This window comes from Novosphingobium sp. 11B (assembly GCF_054589055.1).
This window is the reverse complement of record NZ_BAAILP010000114.1, coordinates 96,267-112,297: the sequence shown is the minus strand read 5'-3', so window position 1 is coordinate 112,297 and position 16,031 is coordinate 96,267. Positions and strand designations below refer to the sequence as shown.

General features: G+C 66.5%; 13 protein-coding genes. 8 read left to right on the top strand and 5 right to left on the bottom strand.

All coding sequences use genetic code 11. The features are described from left to right. Nucleotides 1–2 precede the first annotated feature (2 nt). Nucleotides 3–1,409 carry an efflux transporter outer membrane subunit gene (locus tag ACYPYD_RS10685; protein ID WP_081799147.1) on the top strand — a complete coding sequence of 469 codons (1,407 nt, stop codon included), beginning with the start codon at nucleotides 3–5 and terminating at the stop codon, nucleotides 1,407–1,409. A 65-nt stretch (nucleotides 1,410–1,474) separates the two neighbouring features. Continuing rightward, nucleotides 1,475–2,116 carry a YjbE family putative metal transport protein gene (locus ACYPYD_RS10680; RefSeq protein ID WP_036528388.1) on the top strand — a complete coding sequence of 214 codons (642 nt, stop codon included), beginning with the start codon at nucleotides 1,475–1,477 and terminating at the stop codon, nucleotides 2,114–2,116. Nucleotides 2,117–2,161: 45 nt separating this feature from the next. Here the strand turns inward: ACYPYD_RS10680 and ACYPYD_RS10675 are convergent, their stop codons facing one another. The 4 genes from ACYPYD_RS10675 to ACYPYD_RS10660 all read right to left on the bottom strand — a co-directional run bounded on the left by ACYPYD_RS10675 (nucleotide 2,162) and on the right by ACYPYD_RS10660 (nucleotide 6,608). Then, nucleotides 2,162–3,379 (bottom strand): PstS family phosphate ABC transporter substrate-binding protein, encoded by a 1,218-nt coding sequence (locus ACYPYD_RS10675; RefSeq protein WP_008828742.1) that lies wholly within the window; start codon nucleotides 3,377–3,379, stop codon nucleotides 2,162–2,164. 112 nt (nucleotides 3,380–3,491) lie between these two features. Further along, nucleotides 3,492–4,556, bottom strand: coding sequence for an ABC transporter substrate-binding protein (locus tag ACYPYD_RS10670; protein ID WP_036528386.1), 1,065 nt, complete (start codon nucleotides 4,554–4,556; stop codon nucleotides 3,492–3,494). Next, complete coding sequence (locus ACYPYD_RS10665; protein WP_051587063.1) at nucleotides 4,553–5,899, bottom strand: sensor histidine kinase; 1,347 nt, start codon at nucleotides 5,897–5,899, stop codon at nucleotides 4,553–4,555. The genes ACYPYD_RS10670 and ACYPYD_RS10665 overlap by 4 nt, the downstream gene beginning before the upstream one ends. Before the next feature lie 34 nt (nucleotides 5,900–5,933). Then, nucleotides 5,934–6,608 (bottom strand): response regulator transcription factor, encoded by a 675-nt coding sequence (locus ACYPYD_RS10660; RefSeq protein ID WP_008828745.1) that lies wholly within the window; start codon nucleotides 6,606–6,608, stop codon nucleotides 5,934–5,936. A 205-nt stretch (nucleotides 6,609–6,813) separates the two neighbouring features. Between ACYPYD_RS10660 and ACYPYD_RS10655 the strand changes: the two genes are divergently transcribed. Continuing rightward, nucleotides 6,814–9,303: a PstS family phosphate ABC transporter substrate-binding protein gene (locus tag ACYPYD_RS10655; RefSeq protein WP_231958336.1), complete on the top strand. Its 2,490-nt coding sequence runs from the start codon at nucleotides 6,814–6,816 to the stop codon at nucleotides 9,301–9,303. A 102-nt stretch (nucleotides 9,304–9,405) separates the two neighbouring features. Here ACYPYD_RS10655 and ACYPYD_RS10650 read toward each other — a convergent pair whose 3' ends face one another. Further along, nucleotides 9,406–10,410, bottom strand: a complete 1,005-nt coding sequence (locus ACYPYD_RS10650) for an endonuclease/exonuclease/phosphatase family protein (RefSeq protein ID WP_036528381.1) — start codon at nucleotides 10,408–10,410, stop codon at nucleotides 9,406–9,408. Nucleotides 10,411–10,557: 147 nt separating this feature from the next. Here ACYPYD_RS10650 and ACYPYD_RS10645 point away from each other — a divergent pair, with 147 nt between their 5' ends. The 5 genes from ACYPYD_RS10645 to ACYPYD_RS10625 all read left to right on the top strand — a co-directional run bounded on the left by ACYPYD_RS10645 (nucleotide 10,558) and on the right by ACYPYD_RS10625 (nucleotide 16,005). Beyond that, nucleotides 10,558–11,274, top strand: a complete 717-nt coding sequence (locus ACYPYD_RS10645; protein ID WP_459663074.1) for a hypothetical protein — start codon at nucleotides 10,558–10,560, stop codon at nucleotides 11,272–11,274. Between the two features lie 90 nt (nucleotides 11,275–11,364). Continuing rightward, nucleotides 11,365–11,988, top strand: a complete 624-nt coding sequence (locus ACYPYD_RS10640) for an RNA polymerase sigma factor (protein WP_008828749.1) — start codon at nucleotides 11,365–11,367, stop codon at nucleotides 11,986–11,988. Then, nucleotides 11,972–12,919 (top strand): FecR family protein, encoded by a 948-nt coding sequence (locus ACYPYD_RS10635; protein WP_036528375.1) that lies wholly within the window; start codon nucleotides 11,972–11,974, stop codon nucleotides 12,917–12,919. Before ACYPYD_RS10640 ends, ACYPYD_RS10635 begins: the two co-directional genes overlap by 17 nt. Then, nucleotides 12,897–15,272 (top strand): TonB-dependent receptor, encoded by a 2,376-nt coding sequence (locus tag ACYPYD_RS10630; protein ID WP_459663073.1) that lies wholly within the window; start codon nucleotides 12,897–12,899, stop codon nucleotides 15,270–15,272. The genes ACYPYD_RS10635 and ACYPYD_RS10630 overlap by 23 nt, the downstream gene beginning before the upstream one ends. Further along, nucleotides 15,259–16,005 carry a DUF2334 domain-containing protein gene (locus tag ACYPYD_RS10625; protein WP_459663071.1) on the top strand — a complete coding sequence of 249 codons (747 nt, stop codon included), beginning with the start codon at nucleotides 15,259–15,261 and terminating at the stop codon, nucleotides 16,003–16,005. The genes ACYPYD_RS10630 and ACYPYD_RS10625 overlap by 14 nt, the downstream gene beginning before the upstream one ends. Nucleotides 16,006–16,031 lie beyond the last annotated feature (26 nt).

Genomic DNA, 16,031 nt, shown 5'->3' with positions numbered 1-16,031 from the left:
CTATGAAATTCGCCCTGCCGCTGCTGCTTTCGGCCTGCTCGATGGCGCCGCGGGATGTGGCGGTAGCGCCGCCGGTGCCGGAAACCTGGCCGAGCGGGCCGGCCTATGGCGCACCGCAAGCTGCCTTGCCCGAAACAATCGGTTATCGCGGCATCTTCGCCGACCAGCGGCTGCAGAGCCTGATCGAGCAGGCGCTGGAGAGCAACCGCGACCTCAAGGTCGCCGCCGCCAACGTCATGGCGGCGCGAGCGCAAGTTCGTATCCAGCGCGCGGAGCAATTGCCCCAGCTCGACCTGACCGCCGGTGCCACGCATACGCGCAGCAACAACGGCACCCTGGGCAATCAGGGCGCCGCGACCGGCGGGCAGGTCCGATCGCGTACGAGCTATTCGGCGCAGCTGGGCATCACCGCCTTCGAACTGGACCTGTTCGGCAGGCTGGCATCGCTGAGCGAGGCCGAACAGAATCGCTATCTCGCAAGCGAAGCGGGCGCCCGCGCCACGCGGCTCGCGCTCGTGGGGGACATCGCGGACGGCTGGCTGGCCCATGCCGCCGATGCGTCGCTGCTGCAGGTCGCGCTCGATACCGTCGCCAGTGCGCAGCGGACCGTCGCGCTCACCCGTGCGCGCCTGGACGGGGGCATCGCGCCGCGCTCGGACTTGCGACAGGCGGAGCAGATCCTCGCCACCGCCGAGGCGGACGTTGCGAGGCAGCGCACCGCGCTGGCGCAGGACATCAACGGTCTGCAGCTTCTCGTCGGAGGCCCGATCGCGAATGACCTGCTCCCCGACCGGATCGAGCAGGCCGCGCAAGGCGTAAAGGAGGTCCCCGCAGGGGTGGATTCCCGGGTTCTGCTGCGACGGCCCGACGTCATCCAGGCCGAATACCTGATGCTTGCGGAAAATGCCGAGATCGGCGCCGCACGGGCAGCCATGTTCCCCCGCATCTCGCTCACCGGCCTGCTGGGCTTCGCGAGCAACGCGCTCTCCGGCCTCTTTACCGGCGGGGCGTTTCGCTACTCGGGTTCGGGGGATGCCAGCTATGCCATCTTCCAGGCGGGCGCGGCGAAGGCGGGTGTTCGCCTCTCGCAGGCACAGCGGGATGCGGCGCTGGCCACTTACGAAAAGTCGATCCAGTCGGCCTTTCGCGACGTGGCGGACGGGCTCGCACGGCGCGGCACGATCGACGCGGAAATGGCCGCGATCCGCCGTCAGGCCGTGGCCGCCGAAGATGGCTATGCGCTTGCCGATGCCCGATACCGGCGCGGCGTCGATACGTTCCTTTCCAGTCTCGTCGCCCAGCGCGCCGCCTATTCCGCGCGGCGCGACATCGTCGCCATAGAACTGGAGGCCGCGAGCAACCGCGTCGCGCTGTTCCGTGCCCTCGGCGGCGATGCCCGCTGGGAATGACGGCGCGTAACCGCTTTTCTTACTGACTTCCTGCCCCGAATTCCTGCGAGGTGATCCCCTTGTCCATGTTCGATACCATGGCGTCCGACGCCATGCATCTGGCCGACCCCGTCATGCTGGCATCGCTCGGCCAGATCGTGCTGATCGACGTCGTCCTTGCCGCCGACAACGCCATCGTCGTCGGGGCGCTGGCGGCGGGTTTCTCGCCGTCGCGGCGGCACCGCATCATTCTCATGGGGATCGCGGCGGCGCTGGTGCTGCGCATCGTTTTCGCACTTGCGGTGACGCAGTTGCTGCAGGTGACGGGACTGGTGTTTGCAGGCGGCCTGCTGCTGCTCTGGGTCGGCTGGAAATTCTGGCGCGAACTGCAGGCATCCGGCGACGATGCGGAGATTGCGGCCAAGCCGGCAGCGCCCAAGTCCTTCGCTGCAGCAGCGGTGGCCGTCATGGTGGCGGACGTCAGCATGAGCCTCGACAACGTCCTGGCCGTGGCCGGAGTGGCGCGAGAGCATCCCGGCCTGCTCGTTACCGGGCTGGTGCTATCCGTGGTGCTGATGGGCGTGGCCGCGAACTTCCTGGCGCGACTGATCGAGCGGTATCGCTGGATCGCCTATATCGGCCTTGCCGCCATCCTCTTCGTGGCGCTGCGTATGATCTACGAAGGCATTCTCGATCCCGAGCGGGGCCTTGCCGCGTTTCTGCAATAAGGCAGCAGCTCCGGCGGCGCGATGCACCGCCGGAGCCGTTGGACCTCAGTCGATCGCGTCGAGCTTGGCCAGCTGTTCCTTCGCGGCCTCGGGGGTGAGGGGCAGATACTTGCCATCGGCCTGCACCGCCGCCTGGCCTTCACGGCTGAGGACGTAGCGCAGGAATTCCTTGACCTTGGGGTCGATCGGCTTCCCCTTCTGCTTCTTCACGTAATAATAGACGTCGCGAAGCAGCGGATAGCTGCGATCCTGCACGGTCTTGAGCGTCAGCGGAACCGGGGCGCCCTTGCCGGTTGAGAGGGCGAGGACCTTCCCGCCGGGCTGGGCGAAGGGCATGCCGGTATAGCCGATGCCGTAAGGGTCGGCAGCGACCGCGTTCATGATGAGTTCGCCGCCCGCCGTCAGCGATCCGTCCTTCTTCAGCCCGGTGATGTTCGAATAGGCGCGCAGGTCCTCGTTCCACTTGGACGATCCCTTGAGCACCTTCTTGTCGATCTCGTCCTGGAAGTGGTACTTCGCGTTGTAGCCGTAGACGTGGATCGGCTTGTCGGCCCACTTGCCTTTAAGGCCCAGCTGCCCCCAGGTCCGGATGTTCTTCTCCGGTCCGCGCGCCCAGTCCGTGCGCCAGGTCAGTCCGTCCCAGCCGCCATCGCGCCGTGCGCCGAAGATGCCGTCGAGCTGCTCCATGCTGAGCGAGGCGAGCGGGTTGTCCTTGTTGACGAAGAAGCCGAGCGCATACGTCCAGCCGCGCACGTCGAAGCTGCCGGTGGCCATGACGATCTCGACCAGTTCGGTCGAACTCGCGCCGTCGTCACCGCCGCCCGCGCCTTCGCGCTCGAAGCCCTTGAGTTCGTCCCACAGCGCCTGACGGCCCATCGGCGCGAGGTCCGCGACGTTTGCCACCAACCCGGGGAAGCCGACGGCGGAGGAGTAGAGGTTGTCGGAGAACTGGATGCCGGGCTGATGCTTCCTGAACTCGGCTTCCCAGACATCGACGAGCCCGGAATCCTTGATGTAGTTGTTACCCCACTGCCGGATCGTGCCCGAGACCTGCTGCTGCGGCTTGTAGGATTCGAGCCCGGAGATATCGAACTGGGGCTCGTAGAATTTCTTCACCTTGCGGATCTTGGTGCCGATCGCACGGGCCTTCGACAGGGCGTCCGCATCGCGGGTGGTTTCCGGCTGCGCGCCTTGCTCGGCCGCGATCGAAGCCGATGGTGCCGCCGACAGCAACAGCGCGGCAGTCAACGCCAAAAATTTCATGGTATCCTCTCCTGACAATGGCGACACGATACGTGCCTGCCGGTCAGGATGGCAGTTCAACCTATCATCCACCTGACATTGCAGCGCAGCAACGGCGTGACGCGGGCTTTCTTCAGGGGGACTGCCGTTCCATCAGGCTGTCCCAGTTTTCCAGCAGGCGCCGTCGTTTGTGTTGATCGAGGTAGACCAGCAAGCCCGGCCCAAGCGGCACCGGACGGACGATGCCCGATTCGGTGATGCCGATGCCGCCGGTGACCGCATCCTCGCGGATGCCGTAGAACCCTGTATTGCGCGAGAGCGCGCGCTGGCCTTCCGGCGAGAGCAGGAATTCCAGGAAGGCATGCGCGCCCTGCGGGTTTGCCGCGTTGCGCGGGATGACGGCGGTGCGCAGGATGGCGAGGGTGAATTCGTGCGGGAACACGATCTCGAGCGGCGCCCCAGCAGCCTGCCGCCGCCGCGCGTAGCTGCTCAGGCTGTTGTAGGACATCGCCAGCTCGCCCCGGTCCAGCCTGCGGAAGATGGCGGAACTGTCTTCGTCGAGGAAGACCCCGCTTTCACCGAAGGCACGGAACAGGGCACTCGCGTCGCCGGACTGGCGATAATCCTGCGACAGCATCAGGTAGCCGGTGCCGCTGCGGCGAGGGTCGAAAGTGCCGATCCTGCCGCGCCAGAAAGCGGGGTCGGCTGCGATCGCCTCCAGCAGTTCGGAACGTGAGCGCGGGATGGTGCGACCATGCATGACGTTCGTGTTGAACACCATGACGATGGGCTCGAAAGTGACGCCAAAAGCCTCGTTGCGCCAGCGTGCCCAAGGCGGGAGCGCGGCGGCATTCTGCGAGACATGAGGACTGGATGCACCATCGTTGACGAGCTTGACCTGCAGATCCATCGAAGTGCTGAGCGTGAAATCCGCCCCGCTGCGCCTTTTCGCCAGATCATCGGCGACCTTGCGGTAGATGGAGAGGCCGTCCATCTCGTGATACTCGATGGTCGTCGAAGGATTTTTCTGGTGAAATGCCCGGATGGCCGGAGCGAGAAGGCTCTCCCCGCTGGTGCCCAGCACGATCACCTTCGAGCGCGGAGCCCTGCCGCCGTGCGAAACCGGGAAGATGGTGGCGGCAAGCGCCGCCGCGACCGCCAGCACGACGACGGCAATGATGACCGGTCGCCTGCTCATGCCTCTTGCACCAATGCCGGAATGCCGATGCGCACGATGAGACCTCCGCCTGGCCGGTCGAGCAGTGCGATCGTCCCTCCATGGCTGTTCACCGCGCGGCGGGCGATGGCGAGGCCCAGACCGGCACCGCCACGGGGCTGCGCGCCCTGGACGAAGCGCTCGAAACTTGCCTCCTTCATAGGGTCCGAGATGCCCCGGCCCCGGTCCGCGACGTCGATTAGGTAAGTCTCGCCCTCCAGGCGAAGGCCGAGTTCGGCTTCACCTCCTCCATGGACCCAGGCATTGTCGACGACGTTGCGCAGCGCTTCTGCAAGCATGAGCGGATCGCCCTGCGCCGGGGCTTCGTCGATCGCAATCGTCAGGTCGCACGTGCCGTCCTGGCGAAAGGCGGTCATTTCATGGACGGTTTCGCGCACCACGTCGATCACGTCGAACCGCTCGGAAGCCAGCGTGTCCGAGCGATGGCTCATCGTCGCGTCGCTGAGCATCTGGTTCACGAGCCGGGTCAGCTTCGCTGCATTGCGCTCGACCGCGTCGAGGCTGCGGCCGAGATCTTTCGCATCCGCCCGGTCCGCGACCTGCGCCTGCGCCCGGATCGCGGCGAGCGGCGTGCGCAACTGATGCGCGGCCTCGCCGACGAAACTGCGCAAGGTGTGGATGTTGAGCCGCAGGCGCTCCATGAAGCCGTCGATCGCGGAGACTAGGGGCACCACTTCGGAAGGGACCGGGGCGCTGATCGGATGCAGGTCGGTCGGCGCGCGGGTGGACAGTTCGTCGCCGATCCGTGTGAGCGGGCGCAGGGCATGGCCTACCCCGAACCACATGATCAGCAGGCCCACGATCGTCATGAAGGCGATCGGGAAAAGCGACCGGAGCACGAGTTCATGGACCAGCGCGCTATGGGCGCGCCGGGTCTGGCCCACCTCGACCCAGACCGGACGCAGGTTCGAGGGCGCGTCCACGCTTGCCAGCTTGCGCCCGACGGTGACGAAACGGACTGGCTCGCCGCGATAGTCCGCAGTGAAGAACGTCGCATCGGGGCGATAGGCGCTGGCGCGCGGGGCGACCGGGGACAGCGGGAGATCGCCATAGCCGGTGACGGTGTGCCCGGCGTCGTCGAAGACACGGTAGAACACGCGATCCTCCGGGGCCGCGCCGAGCGTTTCGAATGCCGAATACGGTATGTCGACGTCGAAGCCGGCGTTGGTCACGACGAGCGTTTCCGCGATGGAGCGTCCCGCGCTGGCCAGCAGCCGGTCGTACAATCTGTCCGCAGCGGTGCGTCCGAACGCGAACGCGGCAGCGTAGAGCCCCAGCATGCCGACCAGGAAAAGCGCCGCCATGCCCGCCGCAAGGCGCAGGCGGAGCGAGAACGTCCTAGGCGTTCGCGTCATTGGGCTCGGCCACATAGCCCATGCCGCGCACCGTCCTGATCGTCAGCGCCTCCCCCAGCTTGCGGCGCAGGCGGCCGATGTAGAGTTCGATGGCATTTGCCCCGGCGTCGTCGTCGAAGTCGAACAGTTGCGCGCCGATCTGCTCCTTGGTCAGCACCTTGCCGATGTTGCCCATCAGGATTTCGAGCAGCCGGTACTCGCGGTTGGGCAGGTGGACCTGGATATCGTCGAGCAGCGCGCGCTTGGCGCTGCGGTCAAACACCAGCTTGCCCAATGTCGTGGTGCTGGTGGTGACGGACTGGGTGCGGCGCAGCAGCACACGGCACCGCGCATCCAGTTCCCGGAAATCGAACGGCTTGGACATGTAATCGTCGGCGCCGACATCGAGCCCGGTGACACGATCCTCGATATCCGATCGCGCCGTCAGCATCAGGACCGGGCACCGGTCTCCCCGGCTGCGCAGGCCCTGCAGGACGGAAAAGCCGTCCATCCCGGGAAGTCCGATATCGAGGATGACGAGGTCGAACGGCTGGTATTTCAGCACGTCGTCGGCTTCCTCGCCGTCCTTGAGCCAGTCGAGAGCGTGGCCGTCGCCGCGCAGCCGCCTTGCGATGGCGTCGCCAACATCCTCGTCGTCCTCAACCAGAAGAATGCGCAATCGTTCTCTCCCTTACGCAATTGCTGCGCAGCATGGGGCTGTTTGCATGCTCAGTTCAAGACCTGAGCGGCGGCAAATTTCGCTTGTGAAGAAATTCCGCGATGCTGCGCCGCAATGACGGCTCGTTGACAGCTTCGTCCGGCAGAACGGGGTCCATTGACAGACGGCGCGATGCGTCGTCAGGGGCAATAATCGGGAGAGAGACATGACTTCCAGGTCTGGAAGAACTGCTGCTGTACATCGCTCGACCAGCCGCGCGCTGGCCGCAAGTTCGCGCTACGCGATCGGGGCCGTCATGCTCTGCGGGCTCGCAGCGGCGCAGGCTCAGGACACCGCGCCGCCGGCGCCGTCGCACGCACAGGACGACAAGCGCGCGACCGGCGAGAGCTACCAGCAGATCATCGACCGGCTGGGCGACGGGATGCTCGAAAACCTCGTCATTCGCGGCGAGCACAACGCGCGGACCGACGCGCGCGCCAAGAAGCGATTCTATACCCAACTGGCGCCGATGGACGATTATCCGGCCTATGCGCCCAAGCAGCAGCTTTCCGGTACGATCCGCATTTCCGGGCTTTACCTGCACGACGGGCTGATCAAGGATCAGTGGGTCGCGGCGTTCCAGAAGTTCCAGCCGGGCGTGAAGGTCGAGATCGTCCAGCAAGGCACGATCGCGTCTGGCAAGGTCGACATCCAGACCGGCCCGCGCATCGCCGACCGCCTGCGCGAAGTGTCGGAATACGAGCGCTCGACCAAGCAGCGCATCTTCGAGGTGGACTGGGCGACGGGATCATACAACGTTCCGGGCTGGAGCCCCGGTTTCGTCATCTTCGTGCACAAGGACAACCCGATCGCGCACATGTCGGTCGACCAGCTCGACGGCATCTTCGCGGGCGCGCGGACCGGCGGCTGGAAGGGCACGACCTGGGATCCGGGCTCGGCGCGGGGAGCGGACAAGAACCTGCGGACCTGGGGCCAACTGGGCCTGACCGGGGAATGGGCGGACAAGCCCATCCACATCTACGGCCGCCCGCTCAAGTACAACATCCAGCTCGGCTTCGAGCGCAAGGTGTTCCAGGGCGGCGACATCTGGAACGAGAATACCATGGAGTATTCGCACGAGATGAACCCGGACTATACCCGGTACACCTCGTCGGTCGAAATGGTGAAGGACATGGCTGCCGACAAGTACGGCATCGTGTTCAGCGACATGGGCTCGTCGATTCCCGGCGTGAGGGCGCTGCCGCTTGCGGCCACCAAGGCGGGGCCGTTCGTGGCCATCACCGAGCAGTCGCTGCGCGACCGCAGCTATCCGCTGTTCATCGAGCAGTGGGCGCAGGCGCGCCTTGCGCCGGGCAAACCGCTCAATCCGCTGGTGAAGGAATTCCTTACCTTCATGCTCAGCCGGGAAGGGCAGGATGCGATCCAGCGCGATGGCAAGTGGTTCACCGTCCCGGCCTCGCACGCGCGCGAGATGATCGCCAGGCTCGATGCCATCGGCCCGCAGGTCGATGAGCGCGAACTCGGGCTGCAGACCGACATGATCGCGCCCAAGAAGTGGGAAGGCGAAAGCCCCGACGAAACCGGCAAGGTTTCGGCTACGCAGGCGTACTACACGAAGCGGTTCGACCTTTCGGGCCTGCCCGCTTACAAGCCGGGCGCGCAGGTATCAGGCGTGATCCGCATGCCCGCGAGTGGGCAGATGATGGCCAGCAAGGTCGGCCCGGCATTGGTCGCTGCCTTCGAAAAGCTGCACCCGGGCGTCAAGTTCGAATTCAAGGACGGCGATCTCAATTCGGGGCAGGTCGATGTCTCGATGGGCCGCAAGTGGACGACCTACTTCGCGGGCGAATACTACAACTTCCAGATGAAGCACGAACGCTCCCCGCGCGAGATACAGATCGCGACCGGGTCGGCCGATGTTTCGGGCTGGAGCCCCGCGTTCGCGATCCTGGTGAACGCAAAGAACCCGATCAAGGGCCTCAGCGTGAAGCAGCTCGACGGCATCTTCGGAGGACCGCGTCGCGGCGGCTGGGCCGGTACGACCTGGCGCCGTCAGGCCGGGCGCGGTGCGGACCAGAACATCCGGACCTGGGCGCAGGCCGGGGTCACGGGCTACTGCGCCAACAAGCCGATCAACGTGGTCATCCCGCCGCTCAAGTATCACCTGATGTCGGTGTTCGAGCGCAAGGTGCTGGCGGGCGGCAATATCTGGAACGACACCGCGCGGGAAGTTCCGCTCGCGCTGAACGCGGACAAGAGCCGGACCGTGCCGAGCGCGGACCGCGCGAAGATCGTCGCCGAGGACCCTTGCGCGATCACCTTCGCGCCCTCGACCTTCGCGGCGGCGGGGACGCGCGTGGTGCCGATCTCGGACGCAAAGGGCAAGGCGTTCGTCAAGCCCAGCCTCGATACCGTGCAGCAGGGCAGCTATCCACTGGGTCTCGGCGTCTATGCCTATGCGGACCAGCTTGCAGGCCAGCCGATGGAGCCCCGGCTCAAGGAATTCCTGCGCTTTGTCCTGAGCCGGGAGGGTCAGGAGATCGTCCAGGCCGACGGCAAGTGGCTGCCGCTGACGGCCAAGGTCGCGCGGGCGCAGATGGAAAAGCTCGACGTGGTGACACCGCAGGTCGTTGCGCCCAAGCCTGCGAAGAAGCCTGACATCTACCTGCCGCCGGACTCGTCCGAAGGATCCTGACGCAGCTGCAGCGCACTAGCCCCAACATTTGCGCTGCCGACGCGCCACCAACCTTGGGGCGAACGCAAGTTCGCCCCATTCTTTTTGCGCTGTCGCGGCGGTTCAGCGAACCGCGTAGCTGGCGACAAAACCCAGATGGTCCGACAATTCGGTCCCGCCGTTGCCGATGCCGAAGGGCACTTCCAGGTCGCGCAAGGCCAGTCCCTCGTCTGTGCCGGCGCGGAAATACTGCTTGTCCTTGGCGCGTGAGAGGATCGCGGTGCGGTCGCGCGCGGCCATCCCCGTCGTGTCGATCGAATTCGCCAGAGACGTTGCCTCCCGCGCCCCGGGCACGATGCCGCCTTCGGCCTCCTCGGCCGCGACGCGGTTGGGGTCGTGGCCGAGATTGAAATCCCCGCCGAAGATGATGTCCGTATCGGCCTGCACATTGGCGCGAATGAAGTTGCGTGCGGCGGCGACTTGCAACGCATAGGCGGTATTGGCCCGGTTCACGTCGACGCCGGAAGCCTTGCGTGAGTTGAGATGGGTGTCGGCGATGGCGACGGGGCCATCGTGTCCCGGCACCTTTATCCACGCTAGCAGCACACCCTTGGCGGCCAGGCAGTCGAAGCCGGCGCACATGTCGGCCGGGAACGCCATCTTGCGCGTGCGGACTATGGGATAGTCGGACAGGATCACGAGGCCGCTATCGACCCATTTACCGAGGCTTTCCCCCTTGATCCAGGACGCGCCCGCGGCAAGATCTGTGGGCGCACTCCGCACGTCGGAGATTTGCGGCCCCAGCGCGACATGAGCGTATCCGGCGGCCTGCGCGATGGCCTTGGCTTCCGGTATGAAGGCCTCCTGAAGCAGGACGACATGCGGCTGCACCCCGGCGCGGCGCAAGTAGCCCAGGCGCTGCCCGATCTCGGTCAGCTTGCCGGCGCGGCCGTAGGCGGCGGGGAAGGGCAAGCCCTTGACGTTGTAGGTCATGACCGAAAGCTCGCCCGCCACATGCGGACGGGCGTGCACCGGCTCGGGCGAGACGGCGGCGGGGGAAGGCAGGGACAAGTTCAGGGCGAGGATTCCCGCCAGGGTGGCGACGGTCAACATGCGCAGGCGCTTCACGCGAGATACTCCCACAGGTTCACGCAGTAGACCCCGCGGTCCGGCGTGACCCGCACCTTCGAAATTCGATGTGCGGTTCCCTGCAGGCGACGGAGTCCCAGCATTGTCCCGGGTTTGTCGGACAGCAACGGAAGGGAAGCGGCGCGGATGCGCGGAACCGGAACCTTGAGTCTATTTTGCGTGCTGGCGGCGGCGGCGGCTGCGCCGGCCGGTGCGGAGGCACGCTCTGCAAAGATGCACGGTGCCCGCGCGGTCTCGCTCCTGCCTGAACAAGTGCGCTGGAGCGGGCACGATCGCGGCGTCGTGGATCGCGGGAAGGCCGTCAGTCTGGCGGTCGATGGCGGAGATGCGGGCTGGAGCTTCGACTACCTGTCCCTGCGATCCTCACGCGATGGCGACGTGGACTGCTGCGCGTCGGGCGATCATTTCAGCGATCATCAGGCAGGGCTGCGCGCATGGCACGCCGTGGGCGACGGGGACACCGTCGGACTACGCGCCGATATCGGCAAGGCGGGGCGTCGCAGCATGTCTCCCGCGGTGCTTCCCGCGAAATCGACGGCGGGCTACGCATCGGCGCAGGTGACCTGGGATCATCGCGGCCAGTGGTCGGTCTCGACCGGATGGTTCCGGCAGGGCGGCTGGGGTGGCCGGCAGATGGACCTCGATGTGATACGGATGGGCAACGGTGAACCGGCGGCGGCACGCGGTGTGCGCGCCGCCTTGCGGATGAACCTGAGCGACGGGGGTGACGACGCGCGCACCTGGCTGATGCTGGAGGCTCGCGAGGGGCGCCGCGCGGTCGGCGCCGGAACGGGAATGCGCCATGCGAGCGACGTCGGGCTTACCCTGACGTCGATGTTCTGAATGGGCGCGATGATGACACCGGCGGCTCGTTCGCGTAAGGGTCTGCTCCGCCCTGGAGGGGAGACTGCATTTGCCAAGGCTGGACGGGCAATGACATCCGATGGCCACGAAGTTCCGGTCGATGCCGGCCTGCGCCAGTTGTGCCTGACGCTGCGGCCCGAACTGCGCCGGTTCCTGCTGGCGCGCCGTGTCAGCGAGACGGACGTCGATGACCTGTTGCAGGACCTGTTTCTCCGGGTGGAGACGAGTGTGACCGGACCGGTACGCTCGCCGCGGGCCTATCTCTACCAGATGCTCAACAACATGGCGCATACCCGCCGCCGTACCGAAGCGCGGCAGCAGGCTCGCGATGCGGACTGGCTCGGCGCGCCGTCCGGCCTGGCTGCGACGGATATCGAGATGGCGGATCTCGCTCCAGACCAGGAGACGACGCTGCTCGCCCGCGATCATCTGGCTCGCGTGGAAGCGCGGCTGGCAAAGCTGCCGGAACGCACGGCCTACGTCTTCCGGCAATACCGCATCGAAGGCGTGTCGCAGAAGGAGATCGCGCGCGATCTCGGCATCAGCCTGAGCGCGGTCGAAAAACATCTCCAGCGCGCCTATGGCGCCGTACTGGAAATCCGCAATCGTCTGAACCCGGAGGCGATGCCGCCGACCGGTTCAGGCGGGACAGCCCTCGACACTGCAGGAGGCACCGATGCAGCCGCTCGCTGAACAGACCATGCGCGATGCAGCGATCGCCTGGCACTTGCGCCTGAGCGATGGTTCGGACGCGGACTGGGGCGGTTTCGCCGACTGGCTCGAAGCCGATCCGCGCCACAACGACATCTACGAAGCCGTCTGCGACGCCGACCTGGCGCTGGAGCCGGCGGTGGAGATCGCCCGCGAAGCGCCCGCTGAAGTCGAGGTCGATCCGTTCCCGGAGATGGCGCAGCTGCGCCCCGCACGCCGCTGGATGTGGCCGGCAATGGCCGCTTCCGTCGCTTTCGCAGCGCTGGGCACCTGGGCCGGTTCCGGCCTTCTGTCGAGCGATTATTCGGTGCGTACCGCACCTGGAGAGACCCGGACTTTCGCGCTGTCTGACGGCACGCGTATCGTCCTTAACGGCGGGACGGAGATCGTGCTGGACAAGTCCGATCCCCGGGTCGCCACGCTCAAGGGCGGTGAGGCGCAGTTCACGGTTAGTCATGACGCCGCGCGGCCCTTCACGCTGTCGGTCGGTGACCAGCGCATCGTCGATGTGGGCACCGTATTCAACGTGCGCAGTGGCAAGGACGTGCTGCGGGTCGAAGTGGCCGAAGGCGCGGTGCGCTTCGAGGACGGCATGACTCGCCTGCGCCTGAATGCCGGGGATACGCTCGATGCGGGGAGCGGCAGCATCGTCGAAGGTTCGAAGCCGGCGGCGGAGATCGGCGGCTGGACACGCGGACGGCTGGTCTATCACGATGCACCGATGGTTGAGGTCGCGGCGGATATCACCCGCGCGCGGGGCATTGCCGTCGAACTGGGTTCGGATATCTCGCATCGTCGTTTTTCCGGCGTCATTCAGCTTGATGGCGATGACGTCTCCCTCCAAAAGCGCGTCGGCACTCTGCTTGGTTTGAAGGTGACGGCAACTGCCGATGGTTGGTCGATTACGCGGTAGGAGATGGGCGCGCGCAAGCCTGGCAACGGCGGTTGCTCTGGCGCTTCCCGTATCGGCTCAGGCGCGGCCCGCGCAGCAGTTCTCGGTTCCGGCCGGGCGGCTGTCGGACGCACTGATCGTGCTGTCGGAGCAGGCGGGTATCTCGATCGCGATCGGGGACAGCCGCCTCGATACCCTGCGTACGCGCGGGATCAGGGGGCGCTATGACACGGAGCAGGCGCTGGCCGTGCTGCTTGCGGGCAGTGGCTACGGTTTCGTCTTCGTCGATGCCCGGACCGTGAAGCTGGTGCGGCAGGCCCCGGCCCCGCGCAAAAGCAATCCCCGCCCCCCGCGCCCATCCCCGCCTGCGGAGGGTTCCGGCCCCGACATCGTCGTCACCGCGACCAAGCAGCGCCTTGGGCTGCTCGACTACCCTGCCAGTATCTCGGTCGTCGCGCCCGAGCGGACCGAGCTTGCGCGCGCCGGTGGCAAGGGCACCGGGTTCATTCTCGGCAAGCTGCCACAATTGTCCTCGACGAACCTGGGGCCGGGCCGCAACAAGGTGTTCATTCGCGGGATCGCCGACAGCAGCTTCAACGGTTCCAGCCAGGCGACGATCAGCCAGTACCTGGGCGAAACGCGTCTGATCTACAGTGCGCCCGATCCCGATCTGGCGCTTTACGACATCGCCCGTGTCGAAGTGCTCGAAGGGCCGCAAGGCACGCTCTACGGTGCGGGGACGCTGGGCGGCATCATCCGGCTGGTGCCCAACGCGCCCGACCTGCAATCCGATACCTTCGACGTGTCCGCAGGCGTTCGCCTGACGCAGGACGGTGCGCCGGGCGGCGACGGGGCGGTGACCGGCAATCTCGTGCTCGCGCGGGGCAAGCTGGCGCTGCGCGCAGTTGCCTACGAAACCGTTGACGGCGGCTATATCGACGATGTCGAGCGGGGCTTGCGCGACATCAACCGCAACAAGACCACGGGCTTCCGCGCCGGTTTGCGCTGGCAGCCGGACATGGCGTGGACCGTCGACCTGTCGGTCCTCAGCCAGGACATCGCCTCTCGCGACGGGCAATACACCTTGCGGGGCGAGCCGGACCTGACCCGCCGGTCCGCGATCGCGCAACCGTTCGACAACGACTATCGACTCGCCGACCTCACGGTGCGGCGGGACTGGGGCGCGGTGCAGTTGGTGTCCTCCACCGGCTACGCCGATCACACGATCGATTCCACGTTCGACGCGACGCCTGGCGGAGCCGCATCGCCGACCGAGTTCACCGAGGAGATCACGGTGCACCTCCTGTCCCACGAGACGCGATTGTCCGGCAGTTGGGGCGGATCGGGGACCTGGCTGGCCGGGTTCGGCGTCGTGCACAACGACGACCGGGTCGTGCGCAGCATGGGCACGCCCGGCTCGCCGGACCTGCTCACCAGCCTGTCGAACACGACGCTCGACCTGGCCGGGTTCGGGGAAGTCGGGGTGCCGATCACGAAAACGCTCGTGCTGACCGCAGGCGGACGGCTGAGCTACGTGCGGCAGACGAGCCAGTTCATCGGGCAGATGGCGTCCGAGGACTTCGAGCCGGTACGCACCCAGAAGCGGTTCCTTCCCTCTGCCGCGATTTCGTGGACGGCGCGGCCCGGACTGCTCGCCTATGGCCGTTTCCAGCAGGGCTATCGTCCCGGCGGGCTGCAAGTGACGGGTTCCTCCAACTCGCAGAGCGCCGAGCGTTTCGGGGCCGACCGTATCCGCACCGTCGAGGCGGGCGTTCGTTTCGGGATGGAGAAGGATGCCCGCCTCTCGGGAAGCCTCGCGGTCTCGCTGGCGCAGTGGCGGGACGTGCAGGCCGATCTCGTGGGCCTGGACGGGCTACCCTATATCGCCAACATCGGTTCCGGCCGTGTGAAGAACGTGGCGTTTTCGCTGGCATGGCGCGCTCAGGACCATCTGTCGTTCGAAGCCGCGGGCTTCCTCAATTCCAGCGACTTGTCCAAACCGGCGGCCGCCTTTGCCGACGCCACCGATCGTGACTTGCCCAACATCGCCGACGAAGGCTGGCGCGTGGCGGCCAAGTACGATCGGGAATTGTCATGGGCGCGGATCACGCTCGACGCAGCGGTACGTTATGTCGGTCATTCCAAGCTCGCGATCCGGGCGCCTTTCGCGCTGGGGCAGGGGCGCTACTACGACGTATCGACGGGCGCGCGACTGGGCTTCGGCAAATGGGGCTTGGCGCTGGACCTCGACAACCTACTCAATACCCGTGCGAATACATTCGCCTTCGGCAATCCCTTCTCCGTCGCGGACGGACTGCAGCAGACGCCGATGCGTCCGCGCTCGATCAGGATAGGTTTCGATGCAAGTTTCTGAGAAGCGCCTGCTGGCCTCGATCCACGACGTCGCGCCCTGCTTCGAAAGCCAGGTGGACCGGCTTGCCGACCTGATCGAGGCGCGGCTCGGCCCGGCGCGTTATGCCATGCTGGTGGTGCCCGATCACTGGGGCCGTGCTCCGCTTGCCGAGGCGCGCGGGTTCCAGGCCCGGCTGCGTGCCTGGGCGGACAGCGGGGTGGAGATGTTCGTGCATGGCTGGTTCCACCGCGATACCGCCGAGCACAAGGGCGCGGCCAGCCTGAAGGCGCGGCACATGACGGCGGGCGAGGGGGAGTTCCTGGGCCTTTCCCATGCCGAGGCCCTGCAGCGCATGCGCGACGGCAAGGCGCTGGTCGAGGACATCATCGGCAAACCGGCCGCCGGTTTCATCGCGCCCGCCTGGCTCTACGGTCCGGGCGCGATGCAGGCGCTGGGTGAATGCGGCTTTGCTCTGGCCGAGGACCACATGCGCGTGTGGCGACCGGGGCAAGAGGACAAGCCGCTGGCGCGCGGACCGGTAGTCACCTGGGCATCGCGCAGCACGATGCGCACGGCGTCCTCGCTGGCCTTCGCGGCGTTGGCGCGGCCGGCGCTGCAGCCGCTGCGGACCTTGCGGCTGGCGGTCCACCCCGGGGACGTGACCAAGGCCTCGATCGTCGCCAGCGTCGATGCCACCTTGCGGGCTTTCTCCCGCCGCCATGTCCCGGGCCGCTACGCCGACCTTCTGAAATAATTTGCATATCCCCGCACCGGGGAGTG